The organism is Ralstonia sp. UBA689 (assembly GCF_002298975.1).
GTDB lineage: Bacteria > Pseudomonadota > Gammaproteobacteria > Burkholderiales > Burkholderiaceae > Ralstonia.
On the sequence record NZ_DBMV01000037.1, the window covers coordinates 148,948 to 164,703 of the forward strand.

At 65.1% G+C, this 15,756-nt stretch carries 16 protein-coding genes and 1 tRNA gene; 7 read left to right on the plus strand and 10 right to left on the minus strand.

The features are described 5' to 3' along the window. Positions 1-15: 15 nt before the first annotated feature. From B4F51_RS17390 to B4F51_RS17395, 3 genes are read right to left on the minus strand one after another with little or no spacing between them, the layout of a single operon-like run. Positions 16-2,139 (minus strand): ATP-binding protein, encoded by a 2,124-nt coding sequence (locus tag B4F51_RS17390; RefSeq protein WP_296227570.1) that lies wholly within the window; start codon positions 2,137-2,139, stop codon positions 16-18. Then, a complete protein-coding gene (locus B4F51_RS24585; protein WP_349676297.1) occupies positions 2,136-2,408 on the minus strand; it encodes a hypothetical protein in 273 nt (90 codons plus the stop codon). Before B4F51_RS24585 ends, B4F51_RS17390 begins: the two co-directional genes overlap by 4 nt. 45 nt (positions 2,409-2,453) lie before the next feature. Next, entirely contained in the window at positions 2,454-3,368 is a 915-nt protein-coding gene (locus tag B4F51_RS17395) for a cytochrome C assembly family protein (protein WP_296227572.1), read from the minus strand. Positions 3,369-3,538: 170 nt separating this feature from the next. Between B4F51_RS17395 and ffh the strand changes: the two genes are divergently transcribed. Both ffh and B4F51_RS17405 read left to right on the plus strand, forming a co-directional pair. Further along, positions 3,539-4,951, plus strand: coding sequence for a signal recognition particle protein (gene ffh, locus B4F51_RS17400; protein ID WP_296227574.1), 1,413 nt, complete (start codon positions 3,539-3,541; stop codon positions 4,949-4,951). A 37-nt stretch (positions 4,952-4,988) separates the two neighbouring features. Continuing rightward, the gene (locus B4F51_RS17405) at positions 4,989-5,537 is read left to right on the plus strand and encodes a hypoxanthine-guanine phosphoribosyltransferase (RefSeq protein ID WP_296227577.1); all 549 of its coding nucleotides are present in this window, start codon (positions 4,989-4,991) and stop codon (positions 5,535-5,537) included. A gap of 71 nt (positions 5,538-5,608) precedes the next feature. Here the strand turns inward: B4F51_RS17405 and B4F51_RS17410 are convergent, their stop codons facing one another. The 3 genes from B4F51_RS17410 to B4F51_RS17420 all read right to left on the minus strand — a co-directional run bounded on the left by B4F51_RS17410 (position 5,609) and on the right by B4F51_RS17420 (position 9,044). After that, on the minus strand, positions 5,609-6,493 hold the full coding sequence (locus B4F51_RS17410) for a 2OG-Fe(II) oxygenase (RefSeq protein WP_296227578.1): 885 nt from the start codon (positions 6,491-6,493) through the stop codon (positions 5,609-5,611). Between the two features lie 62 nt (positions 6,494-6,555). Next, positions 6,556-7,305, minus strand: a complete 750-nt coding sequence (locus tag B4F51_RS17415; RefSeq protein WP_296227580.1) for a lytic transglycosylase domain-containing protein — start codon at positions 7,303-7,305, stop codon at positions 6,556-6,558. A 14-nt stretch (positions 7,306-7,319) separates the two neighbouring features. After that, complete coding sequence (locus tag B4F51_RS17420) at positions 7,320-9,044, minus strand: proline--tRNA ligase (RefSeq protein ID WP_296227582.1); 1,725 nt, start codon at positions 9,042-9,044, stop codon at positions 7,320-7,322. 220 nt (positions 9,045-9,264) lie between these two features. Here B4F51_RS17420 and B4F51_RS17425 point away from each other — a divergent pair, with 220 nt between their 5' ends. After that, positions 9,265-9,945: an RNA pyrophosphohydrolase gene (locus B4F51_RS17425; RefSeq protein WP_296227585.1), complete on the plus strand. Its 681-nt coding sequence runs from the start codon at positions 9,265-9,267 to the stop codon at positions 9,943-9,945. Next, entirely contained in the window at positions 9,942-10,583 is a 642-nt protein-coding gene (locus tag B4F51_RS17430; RefSeq protein WP_296227587.1) for a CNP1-like family protein, read from the plus strand. The genes B4F51_RS17425 and B4F51_RS17430 overlap by 4 nt, the downstream gene beginning before the upstream one ends. A 112-nt stretch (positions 10,584-10,695) precedes the next feature. Here B4F51_RS17430 and proB read toward each other — a convergent pair whose 3' ends face one another. The 4 genes from proB to rplU all read right to left on the minus strand — a co-directional run bounded on the left by proB (position 10,696) and on the right by rplU (position 13,764). Then, positions 10,696-11,820 (minus strand): glutamate 5-kinase, encoded by a 1,125-nt coding sequence (gene proB, locus B4F51_RS17435; protein WP_296227589.1) that lies wholly within the window; start codon positions 11,818-11,820, stop codon positions 10,696-10,698. A gap of 32 nt (positions 11,821-11,852) precedes the next feature. After that, positions 11,853-12,962, minus strand: coding sequence for a GTPase ObgE (obgE, locus tag B4F51_RS17440; RefSeq protein WP_296227590.1), 1,110 nt, complete (start codon positions 12,960-12,962; stop codon positions 11,853-11,855). A gap of 192 nt (positions 12,963-13,154) precedes the next feature. Further along, entirely contained in the window at positions 13,155-13,415 is a 261-nt protein-coding gene (rpmA, locus tag B4F51_RS17445) for a 50S ribosomal protein L27 (protein ID WP_004633021.1), read from the minus strand. A 37-nt stretch (positions 13,416-13,452) separates the two neighbouring features. Continuing rightward, complete coding sequence (gene rplU, locus B4F51_RS17450) at positions 13,453-13,764, minus strand: 50S ribosomal protein L21 (RefSeq protein ID WP_011002728.1); 312 nt, start codon at positions 13,762-13,764, stop codon at positions 13,453-13,455. A gap of 291 nt (positions 13,765-14,055) precedes the next feature. On the opposite strand from rplU, the gene ispB reads away from it, so the two are divergent. The 3 genes from ispB (at position 14,056) to B4F51_RS17465 (ending at position 15,738) form a co-directional block, all read left to right on the plus strand. Continuing rightward, positions 14,056-15,024 (plus strand): octaprenyl diphosphate synthase, encoded by a 969-nt coding sequence (gene ispB, locus B4F51_RS17455; RefSeq protein ID WP_296227610.1) that lies wholly within the window; start codon positions 14,056-14,058, stop codon positions 15,022-15,024. A gap of 26 nt (positions 15,025-15,050) precedes the next feature. Continuing rightward, positions 15,051-15,127 (plus strand) — tRNA-Pro (locus B4F51_RS17460). 299 nt (positions 15,128-15,426) lie between these two features. Beyond that, the gene (locus tag B4F51_RS17465) at positions 15,427-15,738 is read left to right on the plus strand and encodes a C-terminal helicase domain-containing protein (protein ID WP_296227613.1); all 312 of its coding nucleotides are present in this window, start codon (positions 15,427-15,429) and stop codon (positions 15,736-15,738) included. Positions 15,739-15,756: the final 18 nt, after the last annotated feature.

Genomic DNA, 15,756 nt, shown 5'->3' on the forward strand with positions numbered 1-15,756 from the left:
AAGTCATGCGGTGGTTCATTCCACCAGGGGCGTGGCAGGTTGGTCGAACATCAGCGTGATGACGAAGGCGCGGCGCGGCAGTTGCATTTCACCTGCCTTGCGCGCCCCCATGGTCAACACTCCCGTGCGGTCGAGCAAGGATTCCAGCGCGATGGCGCCGTAGCGGATCTGCGCATCGTTGGCGCTGCACAACTCGCGCGCCATATAGAGGCCCAGGCCCGTGCCCTGCGCGTCGTTCGTGAAGAAGGGCTCGAACAGGCTGCGCTGCTGCTCGGGGCTCACCTCGGGGCCGTCGTTCCAGATCACGAGTTCGGCGTGGGTGTCGTCCAGCGCATAGGCCGCCAGCAGGATCGAGCCCGGCACGCGGCGGCAGTAGCGCAGCGCATTGTCGAGCATGTTGCCGACCACCTGCTGCAGGTGCGCCGAGTCGAACAGCACAGGGCGGTCGAGGTCCACCGCCACGCGCACGAGGTTGGCATTGATCTCCGTGCTCACAGCGGACGCGCCCACGCGGCGCACGGCCTCGGCGCGCCAGCGCTCGACCACCTCGGGCAGCACCTGCGCGAGCTGCACGCGCACGCGCTCGCCGCGCGGGCGGCGCGACAGCATCAGCACGTCGGCAATCACCTGGTCGAGGCGCCGCACATTGTCGCGGATGATGCGCAGCAGGCGCGTCTCGACGCCGCCGCCTTCGGGGCGGGCGTGCCCGCTGCCCTCTGCACCACCCGCGCCATCGCCCACGTCGTCCAGCAGTTCGGCGGCCTGACTGATCGCCGCCAGCGGATTGCGAATCTGGTGCGCGACACTCGCCACCAGCCGCCCCATCGAGGCGAGCTTCTCCTGCTGGGCCTGCTCGGCCACGCGCTCCCAGCTCTCCACGTGGACCAGCACGGTGTCGTGCAGCTCGTGGCGCAGGAAAACCTCATCATCGGCCGACCAGCCCTGCGCGGCAGCGGCCTCGGCGGAGGAGTTGCGCAGGCGCAGCAGGTCACCGACCTCACCTGGCAGGCCCAGCCCGATCGAACTCACCAGGCTGTCCAGATAGACACTGCGCAGGTTTGCCAGACTCGGCAGAATGAAGCGCAGGCGCAAGCGCGAGAGCGCTGCGCGTCCGCCCGGAGCGATCGGCAGCAGGTCGAGGATGCGCAGCGCGTCGTCATCGCCGCCAGCATCGCCCGCGCCGGGGTGGCGGCTCTTGCGGCGCAGCCATTGACGCAGCGTTTCAAGCAGCGGGCGCAGGTGCGGCACGTCCTTCAGGTCGAACAGCATCGTGCCGCTGCCCACGAAGGCACTTTGCGGCACACCCAGCAGCATGGCCGCCGCCGGATTGGCGGCCACCACGCGGCCATCGGCGCGCACCAGCATCACGCCGTCCTGCATGTCGTAGACCATCAGCCGGTTGACCAACTGCTGCAGGCGCAGCTCGCGTTCGCGCGCCATCGTCAAGCGCTCCTGCGCGATCTGCCGATGCGACAGGCCGTACATCATCGACGCGGCCATCATGTAGACCAGGCCGTACAGCCCGGCCGACGCCAGCCCCGGAGCGATCACGCCGTCATTCAGCATCAGCAGGAACGGATCGGCCAACACCACCATCGATGCCACTGCCGCCGTAAACAACGCGAACAGCAGGCTGGTGAGCGCGCCGGCGGCCAGCACCGGCACCAGCAGGACCATCGCCACGCTGGCCGACATGCGTGAAAGGGTGGCGTACGCCAGCCCCAGGAACACCAGATCGAGTACCACATCCAGCCGCACGCGGAACTGGAAGCGCGTGCGCCACCAGCCGGCCGACGCCAGAATCAACAGGGCCAAGGCCAGGTAAGGCAGGGTCAGGCTGAGCAGCGCGTCACCGTTGGGCAGGCCAGTGGGCTCGGTATGCTCGCGCGGCACCATGACGAACAGCAGCAGCACCAGCGCCACCGCCGCGCGGCTGAAGGCGAAATAGCGCAGCAGGCGCCATTGGAATTCAGGCGGATCCGGCTCCAGCCAGACCGAGCGGATCGCGCGCCAGGCGTTCAGGCGAGAAAGCAGACGGCGCGCGCCCGATGCCCGTGTCGACGCAGCACCGGCATCATCCGGGCCAGCAACCTTGGCCTGCACGTCGGGCCGCGCGGCGCCGGATGCCTCGGGCATCATGCGCCGCCCCGATCGGCGTGTTCCGTGCAACGGTAGCGGCCGCCGGGCAACGCGATCATGCTGTCGCGCGGCGCATGCACGCCGCACACGGCGCACTGTTCAATCGGCTGGGAGGTATGACGCTCAGGCGCACGCCCGGCCCCGCCCCGCGATGACGCCGGACCGGAGCGGCCGGAGGAATCGGAGCGACCAGAGGGACGCGTCCCCAGGCGGCTCACCCACCACAAGCCGGCGAGCAGCATCAGGATCAGCAGGACAGGACGGGCCATGGAAAACGCAACAGCAAACGAGGTAACGAGAAAACCCGGAACGCGCTACGCGCGGTGCAGGATGACTTCGAGCACGAAGCGGCTGCCCACGTACGCCAGCAGCAGGATCGCGAACGCTGCCATCACCCAGCGCAGCGCCACGCGGCCACGCCAGCCATAAAAGCGGCGCCCGATCAGGATGCCGCCGAACATCGCCCATGACAGCACCGCAAACACGTTCTTGTGGTCGAAATGAAAGGCGCGGTGGAAAAGCTGCTCCGAGAAGAGCACGCCCGAGGCGATCGTGAGCGTGAGCAGCACGAAGCCCGCGCCGATCAAGCGGAACAGCAGCTTCTCCAGCGTGAGCAGCGGTGGCAGCAGGTCGAGCCAGCGGCTGAGCCAGCCTGATTCGGCCGGGCGGTTGATGGTATGCAGTCGGCGCTCGGCGGCCAACATCAGGATGGCGTGAAAAGCCGCCAGCGTGAATAAGCCATAGGCAACGTTGGCAATCGCAAAGTGCAGCTTGAACAGCGGGCTCGCCGCATAGCCGAGAATCTGCGTGCCGGGAAACGCCAGCGGCAGCAGGCTCCCGACGAGCGCCACTGGCATCACCAGCAGGCCCAGACCCGCCAGCGAGAAGAACAGGCTTTCGATCCAGAAGATGCCCACGCCCAGCCACAGCATGGCCGACAACGCATAGGAGAACCCGAACACCATCGAATTGGCCGGGAAGATGGTTTCATGCAGCAGGAACCCATGTGTGGCCAGGGCCGCCAGCATTGTCCAGCGCCACCAAGTCGGCGCCGCATCGGAAGCGGGGGGCGGTGGGACCAGCACCGTGGCGCCGTGCGGCTGTCCGCCCGCCATGGCCCCGGCTGCGGCCTGGGTCTCAAGCCCACCCCGCCCACCATTGCGCGCCCACGCTGCAGAAGCGAGGGCCCCGTAGAGAAGCGCCGTCAGCGCATACAGTACAATCACCATTTGCACAGTTTACCGCAGCGCACCCCGGTTTGGCCGGGGCCGGCCCCCACCGAAAGCCTCGTCTGGCGGCCGCGTAGCGCGCACACCTAAGGCACATTCCCGCCGACGCAAGCGATGCGCGCGTCGGCCAGCTTCTTCCCCAATGCTGTCCCCAATTCCGGATCCCTGTCATGCTGGATAACCTGACCCAACGGCTCGCGCGCGTGGTCAAGACCATGCGCGGCGAAGCGCGCCTGACCGAAGCCAACACCGCCGAGATGCTGCGCGAAGTCCGCCTGGCGCTGCTCGAAGCCGACGTGGCGCTGCCGGTCGTGCGCGAATTCATTGCCCGCGTCAAGGAAAAGGCACTCGGCGAGGAAGTCATCACCAGCCTGTCACCGGGCCAGGCGCTGGTTGGCATTGTGCAGCGCGAGCTGACGGCCATCATCGGCGGCCAGGAAGCACTGGAAGGCGTCGGCAGCAATATCATGGGCGGCCGCGCGGCGGAGCTGAACCTCAACGTCACGCCGCCTGCGGTCATCCTGATGGCCGGCCTGCAAGGCGCCGGTAAGACCACCACGGTCGGCAAGCTCGCCAAGTGGCTCAAAGAGAACAAGAAGAAGAAAGTGCTGACGGTGTCGTGCGACGTGTATCGCCCCGCCGCCATCGCGCAGTTGAAGACCGTGTCCGAACAGGTCGGCGCCGATTTCTTCCCCTCGCAGCCGGACCAGAAGCCGGTCGACATCGCCGCTGCGGCGCTCGACTGGGCCAAGAAGCACTACCACGACGTGCTGATCGTCGACACGGCCGGCCGCCTCGGTATCGACGAGGCAATGATGCAGGAGATCGCCGCGCTGCACGCCATGCTCAAGCCGGCCGAAACACTGTTCGTGGTCGACGCCATGCTCGGCCAGGATGCGGTCAACACCGCCAAGGCCTTCAACGACGCCCTGCCGCTGACCGGCGTGGTGTTGACCAAGCTCGACGGTGATGCGCGCGGCGGCGCGGCGCTGTCGGTGCGTCACATCACCGGCAAGCCGATCAAGTTTGTCGGCGTGGCCGAGAAGCTCGACGGGCTGGAGCCGTTCTACCCCGACCGCATGGCCCAGCGCATTCTGGGCATGGGCGACATCCTCGCGCTGGTGGAAGAAGCCCAGCGCGGCGTCGACATGGACCAGGCGCAAAAGCTTGCGGCCAAGATCAAGAAGACCGGCGGCTTTGACCTGGAGGACTTCAAGGCCCAGATCGGCCAGATGAAGAAAATGGGCGGCCTGGGCGGTCTGATCGACAAGCTGCCCGCTCAGTTCGCGCAGCAGGCCCAGGGCGCCAACATGGACCAGGCCGAAAAGCAGGTCCGCCGCATGGAAGGCATCATCAACAGCATGACGCCCGCCGAGCGCGCCAAGCCCGAACTCATCAAGGCCAGCCGCAAGCGACGCATTGCCGCCGGTGCCGGCGTGCAGGTGCAGGAAGTCAACCGCCTGCTCAACCAGTTCGAGCAGATGCAAGGCATGATGAAAAAGCTCAAGGGCGGCGGCATGATGAAGATGATGCGCGCCATGGGCGGCATGAAAGGTGGCATGAAGGGCCTTTTGGGCCGGTAACCTGCCCATTCCCCAAACCGTTTAGTAGACCAACACAATGCTGAGCGCAGAACAGGCCCGCGAACTCTGGGCCAACTCCGAAGAAATCGTCAGCGAAGACGCCGTGCGCGGCTCGCTGGACCGCATGGCCACCGAAATCACCGAGAAGATCGGCGACACCTTCCCGATGGTGCTGTCCGTGATGGGCGGTGCGTGCGTGTTTACCGGCATGCTGCTGCCCAAGTTGACCTTCCCGCTGGAGTTCGACTACATCCACCTCTCGCGGTACAACAACCAGACGGTGGGCGGCGAGATGCAATGGCGCGTGGCGCCGCGCGAGTCGGTCAAGGGCCGCACGGTGCTGGTGCTTGACGACATCCTCGACGAAGGCGAAACGATGGCCGCGATCCGCTCGCGCATCATCGACATGGGCGCCGCTGAGTTCTACTCCGCCGTGCTGTGCGAGAAAACGCTCACCAAGGACAAGCCGCTGTATCCGGATTTCTGCGGCTTCAACGTACCGGACCGCTATGTGTTCGGCTGTGGCATGGACGCCAAGGGCTACTGGCGCAACCTGCCGAGCATCCGCGCGCTGAAGAGCACCTGACGCTGCGCTGCGCACAGGCAAACAAAAAGGGCGACCGATGCGTCGCCCTTTTTTACTGGCCGCGCGTCACGTCAGACACCGCGTCGATAAGGCCGCTCGCGCAGCCATTTTGTGGCGATCCATTTCTCGCCGCGCTCGACCGGCAGGCCGGCGTGCAGCGTGTCTTCGTCGAGCGTGCCGTCGGGCCGCTTGTAGACGAAGAACACCGCATTGCCCTTGACCGGCGCCACCTCCAGGCCGAGCTTCGGGAAGCCCGTCGCACCGCCCGCCTGCACACTGTTCAGGTAGATGACGAGCGTCGCCACGCGCTGGCCGCCGACTTCGAGCTGACGGGCCTCACCGCTGCGGCCCGGGTTGAAGAAATCGAAGTGCGGCTGGTACTCGCCACCGGGCTGGTAGTTGAGCACCTGGAAACCCTCACCGTGCTCCACCGGCACACCCACGGCCTGGGCGATGCGCGCTTCGATCCTGGCGATGAGCGGATGCTCGCCCACCTGGAACATCCCGCCCTGGCTGGTACGGGCCGAGATCAGGTTCTCCTCGCCCGTCTCCGGGTTCACCACGGGCGAGCGCTTCAGGCGATAGCGCCCGAGCGCGATCAGCTCGTCACACTCGTCGTCCGAAAGAAAGTGCTGGAACAGCACGATGCGCGGCGTCTCCAGCGCGAACAGGATGGGGATGTCGCCATCTGCGGTGTGTACCGCGTTGCTGTTCTCGACCGCATCCTGGACTGCCGCGCTGGTGCTCGTTGTCGGCGCGGGCGCCACGGCCGGAGCCGGGGCTGGAGCGCGCACGGCAAGCGCTTCGTCCACCACCCTGCGCGCGAAAGCACGGTCATAGCCGGACTGCACCATCGAGGCCACCAGCGGTTCGGCCTCGAAGCCTTCGGCCACGTGACGCTGCAGCCAGTTGTGCAGCGCGTCGGACATGGTCGCGTACGGTTGGATCGTGGACATGCGCAGATGCAGCAAACGAGAGGGATGGCGCTATTGTAGGCCGGCCGGCCGGCGGCAGGCGGTCAGGAGCCGCCAGCAATGCGCAGCGGTGAGAACGGATTGCGCGCCGGCACTTCCGGCAATGCCTTGGCGCGCGGCGCGGGCTCCAACGGCACTGGCGCCGGCGCTGACACGGTGGTCATGGCCGACGATTCCTGATACTGCCAGCGCTTCCACGCCGCCAGCACAGCGTTCGGATACTGCGGCTGGCCACGGCTGCCGTTGTAACGGCCCAGTGCCAGATACAGATTGCCGCCTTCCATGTCGAGGTAATGGCGCAGAATCGTGCAGCCGTAGCGCAGGTTGCTCTGCAAATGGAACAGCTTGCGCTTGTCGTTGTCGCCGATGCTGCGCGTCCAGAACGGCATCACCTGCATCAGGCCCATGGCGCCCGCGCTGCTCATGGCGTACTTGCGGAAGCCGCTTTCCACCTGCATCAGGCCCAGCACCAGTGCCGGGTCCAGCCCCGCGCGCTTGGCCTCGTAGTAAGCGGTTTCGATCAGCTCCACGCGCACCGACGCCTGCGGGATCTTGGCCGACATGCGCACCGACATCTCGGCCAGCCAGCGCAGATAGCCAAGCTGCTCTGCGTTGTTGGCAAACACCGGGCGCAGCGGCCGGCTGTCGGCCACGGCGGCGGACAGTGCGCTGCGCACCGAGTCCGCCAGATATTCCTCTTTCTGCGCGCCCGCCCATGCCGCCTGCGCACCCGCGAGCAACGCCCCCGCACACAGCGCGGCAGCAATCGGGCGGGTAGAGAGCAAACGGCGCATGCGGGCGGGCCCCATTACTGCGCTAGGCGCGCCTTCAGTGTCGCCAGCACATCGGCGGGCGACACGGCGGTGGCAGCCTCGTCGCGGCGCCCCTGGAATTCCAGCTTGCCTTCCTTCAGGCCGCGGTCGCCCACCACCACACGGAATGGCACGCCGATCAACTCCCAGTCGGCGAACATCGCGCCCGGGCGCTCACCGCGGTCGTCCAGCATCACGTCGAAGCCGGCGGCGACCAACTCGGCGTGCAGGCGATCGGCCTCGGCGCGCACGGCGTCGGAGCGGTCGTAGCCCACCGGGCAGATCACCACCTGGAACGGCGCGATCGATGCCGGCCAGATAATGCCGCGCACATCGTAGTTCTGCTCGATGGCCGCGCCCAGGATGCGGGTAATGCCAATGCCGTAGCAGCCCATCACCATCGGCTGGGTCTTACCGTTTTCGTCCAGGAACGTGGCGTTCATCGACTCGGAATAGCGCGTGCCGAGCATGAAGACGTGGCCGACTTCGATACCGCGGCAGATCGCCAGCGTGCCTTTACCATCCGGCGAGGCGTCGCCTGCCACCACGTTACGCAGGTCGTACACCTCCGGCTCGGGCAGATCGCGGCCCCAGTTCACGCCGGTGAAGTGGTAATCCTCTTCGTTGGCGCCGACGACGAAATCGCTCATGGCAGCGACAGTGCGATCCGCCACCACCTTGACCGGCTGCTTGGTGCCGACCGGCCCCAGGTAGCCCGGCGGCGTGCCGAACGCGCGCAGGATCTCGCCCTCGGTGGCAAAGCGGAAGTCCGCCAGGCCCGGCACCTTCGCTGCCTTGATCTCGTTGAGCTCATGGTCGCCGCGCAGCAGCAGCAGCCAGATCTGCGGCTCACCGCCTTCCACATCCTTGGCCAGCACGATGGACTTGACGGTGCGCGAGAGCGGAATGCCCAGTTGCTCAGCCACCGCCTCGCACTTGGCGCGCTTGGGCGTGTGCGTCTTGGTGAGCGCTTCGGCGGCAGCACCGCGCGGCGTGGCCGGGGCCATGGCTTCGGCGGCCTCGACGTTGGCGGCGTAGTCCGAATCCGGGCAGTAGACGATCGCGTCTTCGCCCGTGTCGGCAATCACGTGGAATTCTTGCGAGCCCGAACCGCCGATGGCGCCGTTGTCCGCCGCCACCGCGCGGAACTCCAGCCCGAAGCGGGTGAAGATGCGCGTGTACGCCTCAACCATCTTCTGGTACGAAACCTTCAGGCCTTCGGCGTCACGGTCGAAGGAGTAAGCATCCTTCATGGTGAACTCGCGGCCGCGCATGATGCCAAAGCGCGGACGGCGCTCGTCGCGGAACTTGGTCTGGATCTGGTAGAAATTGACCGGCATCTGCTTGTACGAGCGGATCTCGGTGCGGGCAATATCCGTCACCACCTCCTCCGAGGTCGGCTGGATGACGAAGTCGCGCTCGTGGCGGTCTTTGAAGCGCAGCAGTTCGTCGCCCATCTTGTCCCAGCGGCCGGTCTCCTGCCACAGCTCGGCCGGCTGCACCACCGGCATCAATACTTCCACCGCGCCGGCGGCATTCATTTCCTCGCGCACGATCTGCTCAACCTTGCGGATCACGCGCAGACCCACGGGCATATACGTATAGAGGCCCGCGCCGAGCTTCTTGATCATGCCGGCACGCATCATGAGCTTGTGCGAGACGATCTCCGCGTCGGCGGGCGCTTCCTTGAGCGTGGAAATGAAGAACTGGGACGCTTTCATGCGACTGACAATAAGAGAGGGTGCGGCCAACCAAAGCCGCGAGGACAAGGGCAAAAGCCACCAGAATCAAGGGATACGATGCGGCGCCAGACGCACATTCGCGCGAGCAGCACGCTTCCCCCAGGAGGCGCGAGTGAGCGGCAACATTTCGGCTTCTGTGACAGCCGAGCGATGGGCCGCTCTATAATCGGCGTAATTCTAAAGTATTCGAGGTGCAGTCATGCTCGATCGTGAAGGCTTCCGCCCGAACGTCGGCATCATCCTCATCAACGCAAGAAACGAGGTGTTCTGGGGCAAGCGCATTGGCGAGCACTCCTGGCAGTTTCCACAAGGCGGCATCAAGTACGGCGAAACGCCCGAACAAGCGATGTACCGCGAACTGCACGAAGAAGTCGGCCTGTTGCCAGAACACGTCCGGATCGTCGGTCGCACGCGCGACTGGCTGCGGTATGAGGTGCCGGACAAGTTCATCCGCCGCGAGATCCGCGGCCACTATCGGGGCCAGAAACAGATCTGGTTCCTGCTGCGCATGGTCGGTCGCGACTGCGACATCCAACTGCGCGCCACCGAGCATCCGGAGTTCGATGCGTGGCGGTGGAGCCAGTATTGGGTGCCGCTGGACGCGGTCATCGAGTTCAAGCGCGAGGTGTATCAACTGGCGCTGTCGGAGCTTTCACGCTTCGTGCAGCGGCAGAATCGTGCGCCGCTGTCTCCCTATGGGCGCGGCGGGCAGCATCGCGAGCAACGCGAAGGCCGCGACCGCTCCGGCGGCCATGGCGGCCCGGGCCCCCAGCCGACGTTGACGGTCACCACCACGACGGTCATCGTCGAGACGGTGGCAGCGCCAGAACCGGCCTCCTCTCCCAACCCCGAAGACACTCCGTCCAAGGACAACTCGTGAATGTAAAGACGACGACACGTAGAGCGCGCCGCGCTCTCGTGCCGCTCGCGCTGGCGGCTGCGCTGGCGTTGACGGCATGTGGCCACAACCGCACCGGCGACCTCGAAGACAAGCTGTTGATGGACCCGTTCAACGACAAGCCCTTCAAGGAAGAGGCCGTCACCTTTCCTGCTCCGCCGGTTGACCGCGATGCGGTGCCGTTCGACGTGGGCGGCCGCAGCGACTCGCCGCTGCGCTTCGCCATCGATCCGAAATCGGTGTCGATCGGCAAGGACAACGTGGTGCGCTACACCGTGCTGATCACCAGCAGGACCGGCGCGCGCAACGTCAACTATGAGGGCCTGCGCTGCGACACCGCGGAGCGCCGCATCTACGCCACGCTGCGCAACGACACCAACCAGTGGATCGGCAATCGCGCCGTCGACATGAACGAGACCGCGAACACTGAAACCTCCAGCCTGAACGCCTACAAAGCCGCCAGCGACTGGCAGCGCGTCGGCAACGGCGGCCCAACCGACTACGCCTCGGCGCTGATGCGCTCGTACTTCTGCGACGTGCGGTCGGTGGCGGGAGACGGGAAGGCTGCGACGCTGGTGCGGCGGTTGGGTGGAGCCGGGCCGCGGTACTACGGGCCGTGATGGTTAGGGGGATTGACGGGGATGGCTGGCTTTGTGTTGTTTGTCCATCCCCGATCCCCCCCCCTGTCGGGTCCGAAACAGGGGATGGACCGCAAACAGTCCACCAACAGAATCAGAGCAACACCAAATTATCTCGGTGCACCAACTCAGCAGCACTGACGTAGCCCAGCACCGACTCAATCTCCGAAGACGCCTTTCGCGCAATCAGTCGGGCCTCGGCCGACGAGTAGTTCGTCAGCCCCCGCGCCACCTCGCGCCCAGCCGCATCGACGCAGGCAATCACCTCCCCGCGCGCGAATTCCCCCTGCACTTCCGTCACGCCGATCGGCAGCAACGACTTGCCGCCGGCGGTGAGCTTTTCCACCGCGCCAGCATCCAACACCACGCGCCCGCGCAGTTGCAGATGGTCGATCATCCACTGCTTGCGCGCGGCCATGCGCCCGGTCGGTGCGCGTAGTTGCGTGCCGATGGCCTCGCCGCCAGCCAGCCGTGCCAGCACGTCGGTCTCGCGGCCGGAAGCGATGATGGTGTGCGCGCCGGACTTAGCGGCGCGCTTGGCCGCCAGGATCTTGGTCAACATGCCGCCCTTGCCGATGCTGCTGCCGGCACCGCCGGCCATCTGCTCCAGGTCAGGCATGCCGGCCTGCGCCTCGTCGACGAAGCGCGCGTTCGGGTCCTTGCGTGGGTCGGCGGTATACAGGCCGCGCTGGTCGGTCAGGATGATCAGCGCATCGCCTTCGATCAGGTTGGTGACGAGTGCGCCCAGCGTGTCGTTGTCGCCAAACTTGATCTCGTCGGTGACGACGGTGTCGTTCTCATTGATGATCGGTACCACGCCCAGGCTCAGCAGCGTGAGCAGCGTGGAGCGCGCGTTGAGGTAGCGCTCGCGATCCGCCAGATCGCCATGCGTGAGCAGAACCTGCGCCGTGCGGATGCTGTGGCGCGCGAATTCGGATTCGTACACCTGCGCCAGGCCCATCTGCCCGACAGCGGCAGCCGCCTGCAATTCGTGGATTTCCTTCGGACGCTTGGTCCAGCCCAAACGCTGCATACCCTCAGCGATGGCGCCGGAGCTGACCAGTACGACTTCCTTGCCGGCCGCCCGCAACGCCGCGATCTGCGCGGCCCAACGGGCGATGGCCTCCTGATCGAGGCCGCGGCCATCATTGGTGACCAGGCTGGAACCAACCTTGACGACAAGGCGGCGCGCATCGGCAATCAGCGAACGCAGGGCCATGGTGGGCGTGTCTCCGAAGGATGTTGTGGTGGTTATGCGTTCTTGCCGTCGTCGCCGCGGTCGTGATCGACGTTGTGCAACGTCGGATCCAGGCGCAGGTCGGGCGCAGCCGCTGCGGCCTCCTCTTCGGCGCGCAGCGTATCGAGGTATTCCTGAATCGCGTGGACCAGCGCCTGCGTGCCGTCGTGCGTCAGCGCAGAGATGCGGTGCACCGGCCCCTTCCACTTGAAGCGCTTCACGAAGTCCTTCACGCGCGCTTCGCGTTCGTCCTCGGGCACCATGTCGAGCTTATTCAGCACCAGCCAGCGCGGCTTGTCGTACAGCTCGGCATCGTACTTCTTCAGTTCGCCGACGATGGCCTTGGCCTCCGCCACCGGGTCGACGCTCTCATCAAACGGGGCGATGTCCACCACGTGCAGCAGCACGCGCGTGCGCTGCAGATGGCGCAGGAACTGATGGCCCAGGCCCGCGCCTTCGGCCGCACCCTCGATCAGCCCGGGGATGTCCGCCACCACGAACGACTTCGACGGGCCCGTGCGCACCACGCCCAGGTTCGGGTGCAGCGTCGTGAACGGGTAGTCGGCAATCTTCGGGCGCGCGTTGGAAATGGCGGTGATCAACGTCGACTTGCCGGCATTGGGCATGCCCAGCAGGCCCACGTCGGCCAGCACCTTCAGCTCCAAGCGCAGGTTGCGGCGCTCGCCAGGCTTACCGTCGGTCTTCTGGCGCGGCGCGCGGTTGGTGCTCGACTTGAAGTGGATGTTGCCCCAACCGCCCTCGCCGCCGCGCGCCAGGCACAGACGTTGGCCATCGAGCGTCAGGTCGGCGATCAGTTCGTCGGTGTCGGCATCATAGATGGCGGTGCCGACGGGCATACGCAGCGTGATGTCGTCACCGGCAGCGCCGTAGCAATCGGCGCCACGGCCGTTCTCGCCATTGCGCGCGAGGTGCTTCTTGGCGAAGCGGTAGTCGATCAGCGTGTTGATGTTGCGATCGGCGACGGCCCACACACTGCCGCCGCGCCCGCCATCGCCGCCGTCCGGACCGCCGAACGGGACGAATTTCTCGCGGCGCATCGAGGCGCTGCCGTTGCCGCCGTCGCCAGCGATCACTTCAATCCGGGCTTCGTCGATGAACTTCATGGAGGTCTCCGCCCGTGCGGCGTGCGCACGGCAGGTAAAAGAATCGGCGCTGCTGCGCCATCGCTAACAAAACGCGCCTGGAAGCGCGCACCAAGAAGCAGCGTACCGCCCAGGATCAGGGTCGCGTTTTGTTAGCGGCCAGAAACGAAAAAGCCCCGCACGGGTGCGGGGCCTTTTCACTACAAGGCTGAATCAGGCCGCCGGAACAACGTCGACGAACTGCTTCTTGCCTTCGCCGCGGTTGGCGAACTTCACGTGGCCATCGACCAGCGCGAAGAGGGTGTGGTCCTTGCCCATGCCCACATTCACGCCAGCGTGCGTGCGGGTGCCGCGTTGGCGAACGATGATGCCACCAGCGTTGATGGCTTGGCCGCCGTACACCTTCACGCCCAGGCGCTTCGACTCGGAATCGCGGCCGTTCCGTGTGGAACCGCCGCCTTTTTTCTGTGCCATGACTGAACTCCTATCCGGTTACGTAGACGACGCAGCCTTAGGCCACGATCGAGTCGATACGCAACTCGGTGTAATTTTGACGATGCCCCTGGTGCTTTTGGTAGTGCTTACGACGGCGCATCTTGAAGATTTTCACCTTGTCGTGACGACCATGGGAGATGACGGTGGCTTTGACGGCAGCCCCGCTCACCAGCGGCGCACCAACCTTGAGTTGGTCGCCGGCGCCCACTGCGAGCACCTGGTCAAGCGTGATTTCTGCGCCAACGTCCGCCGGTATCTGTTCTACTTTCAGTTTTTCGCCAGCAGCAACCTTGTATTGCTTACCGCCGGTTTTTACGACCGCGTACATTGTCGGACCTCGATAAAAGAACGTTAATTCTTGAACTAAAACATGACTCTTGCGCCACTCACCACCCGCCTGCGCGAGTAATAGACACAGAGAACTCGCAATAATACAAGAAAAACCCAAGCAAATCAAAGACTAAAGCGTGCCGCCCGCGCAACGGCCTGCGACGCCACTTCCCAGTCGCTCGCACACCGGGCAAAACGCCCGCTTGCTCTATAATCTCGCGGTTTTGCGCTGCATCGATCGCGCGCCACCGTCTGCCACCTCCCTCCGCCAGAACCCGCCTTGACCCAAATGTCCGCCTCCGTCCTGCTCGCCCCCGTCGCTGAAGACATGCGCGCCGTCGATGCCGTGATCCGGCGCCGGCTCGGCTCGGAGGTGGTGCTGATCAACCAGATCGGCGAATACATCATCAGCGCCGGCGGCAAGCGCCTGCGCCCGGTGATCCTGCTGCTGGTAGCCAACGCGCTGGGTTACAAGGGCGAGCATCATCACGAACTGGCCGCCGTGGTCGAGTTCATCCACACCGCCACGCTGCTGCACGACGACGTGGTCGACGAGTCCGACCTGCGCCGTGGTCGCAAGACCGCCAACGCCGTGTTCGGCAATGCGGCCAGCGTGCTGGTGGGCGATTTCCTCTATTCGCGCGCCTTCCAGATGATGGTGCAGGCCAACAGCATGCGCATCATGCAGATCCTGGCCGACGCCACCAACATCATCTCCGAAGGCGAGGTTCTGCAGTTGCTGAACATGCACGACCCGGACGTGACGGAAGAGCGCTACCTGCAGGTGATCCGCTACAAGACCGCCAAGCTGTTCGAGGCCGCTGCACAGATCGGCGCGGTACTCTCGGGCGCGGATGCCGCCACCGAAGAGGCGGCCGCCGAATATGGCCGCCGCATCGGCACCGCGTTCCAGATCGTCGACGACCTGCTCGACTACACCGCCACCGCCGACCAGATGGGCAAGAACGCTGGCGACGACCTGCGCGAAGGCAAGCCGACGCTGCCGCTCATTCATCTGCTGTCGAACGGCACGGAAGAACAGCGTGCGCTGGTGCGTCAGGCCATCGAGCAAGGCGGCACCGAGCATTTCGACGCAATCTTCGCTGCAATCCAAGCATCTGGCGCGCTGGAGTACACGCGCAAAGCAGCGGAACGCGAAGCCGCCGCCGCCGCAGAAGCCGCAAATGCATTTCCCCCTTCCCTTTTCCGTCAGACGCTGATAGACTTGTGTGCTTTCTCGCTGCGACGTCAGTCCTGACACGCACGAGATCTGCGAAGAAGCATCGGGGTGTAGCTTAGCCTGGTAGAGCGCTACGTTCGGGACGTAGAGGCCGGAGGTTCGAATCCTCTCACCCCGACCAGAATTTCTTAGAGGGATCAACGAGTTATCGATCCTTCTCTAACTCACTGTTCATATCGAGTTAGAGTAAATCCTACATCTGGTTGTCCCAAGAATGTCCCGTCAGTTGACGGGACATTTTCTTTTGTACCATCTTTCCTCATGTCGACATTCACGCTCGCCTAACGCTTGCTTAGGTGAGGGCTCGGATGTCCGATTCGCGGCTGAGCGCTAAGCAGCCGTGGCCGGAACCACTGGCGGCTACCAGTCTCCGGCCTGCACCAAAACCGTCTAGGAGCAACCTTTTAAAAGGTATCTCTAATGACTGGTTTTGCTCGTCTTAAGAATGACGCACCGCAACGTGTCATCTTCATCGAAGAGCTTTCCGAGCTGATCGGGAAAGCGCCGACAACCACCGTCCACAGCTCGCAGGGCTTGACCAACGACCGCGCGCTCATCGCGCTCGATACCAAGAGCCGCTCCACGTTGATGAATCTGTACTACGTCGCCATCAGCCGGGCGCGGTACGAGGCTCGCGTCTACACGAACTCCAGGAGGCGAAATGAATGCCTTCCCGGCCTTTACGGTGAACAAGCTCGCAGTGAGTCCAACGAAGACTGCGTCGGTTCGTAGCCATCGCGACGCGGCCCT

Bases quoted from the DNA above. Each gene is read 5' to 3' on its own strand.
- B4F51_RS17415 (WP_296227580.1), bottom strand. From the start codon at position 7,305: ATGCGCCGTTTGCTCTCTACCCGCCCGATTGCTGCCGCGCTGTGTGCG.
- B4F51_RS17410 (WP_296227578.1), bottom strand. From the start codon at position 6,493: ATGTCCACGATCCAACCGTACGCGACCATGTCCGACGCGCTGCACAAC.
- B4F51_RS17420 (WP_296227582.1), bottom strand. From the start codon at position 9,044: ATGAAAGCGTCCCAGTTCTTCATTTCCACGCTCAAGGAAGCGCCCGCC.
- proB (WP_296227589.1), bottom strand. From the start codon at position 11,820: ATGGCCCTGCGTTCGCTGATTGCCGATGCGCGCCGCCTTGTCGTCAAG.
- rplU (WP_011002728.1), bottom strand. From the start codon at position 13,764: ATGTACGCGGTCGTAAAAACCGGCGGTAAGCAATACAAGGTTGCTGCT.
- ffh (WP_296227574.1), top strand. From the start codon at position 3,539: ATGCTGGATAACCTGACCCAACGGCTCGCGCGCGTGGTCAAGACCATG.
- obgE (WP_296227590.1), bottom strand. From the start codon at position 12,962: ATGAAGTTCATCGACGAAGCCCGGATTGAAGTGATCGCTGGCGACGGC.
- B4F51_RS17405 (WP_296227577.1), top strand. From the start codon at position 4,989: ATGCTGAGCGCAGAACAGGCCCGCGAACTCTGGGCCAACTCCGAAGAA.
- B4F51_RS17395 (WP_296227572.1), bottom strand. From the start codon at position 3,368: ATGGTGATTGTACTGTATGCGCTGACGGCGCTTCTCTACGGGGCCCTC.
- ispB (WP_296227610.1), top strand. From the start codon at position 14,056: ATGTCCGCCTCCGTCCTGCTCGCCCCCGTCGCTGAAGACATGCGCGCC.
- B4F51_RS24585 (WP_349676297.1), bottom strand. From the start codon at position 2,408: ATGGCCCGTCCTGTCCTGCTGATCCTGATGCTGCTCGCCGGCTTGTGG.
- B4F51_RS17465 (WP_296227613.1), top strand. From the start codon at position 15,427: ATGACTGGTTTTGCTCGTCTTAAGAATGACGCACCGCAACGTGTCATC.
- B4F51_RS17425 (WP_296227585.1), top strand. From the start codon at position 9,265: ATGCTCGATCGTGAAGGCTTCCGCCCGAACGTCGGCATCATCCTCATC.
- rpmA (WP_004633021.1), bottom strand. From the start codon at position 13,415: ATGGCACAGAAAAAAGGCGGCGGTTCCACACGGAACGGCCGCGATTCC.
- B4F51_RS17390 (WP_296227570.1), bottom strand. From the start codon at position 2,139: ATGATGCCCGAGGCATCCGGCGCCGCGCGGCCCGACGTGCAGGCCAAG.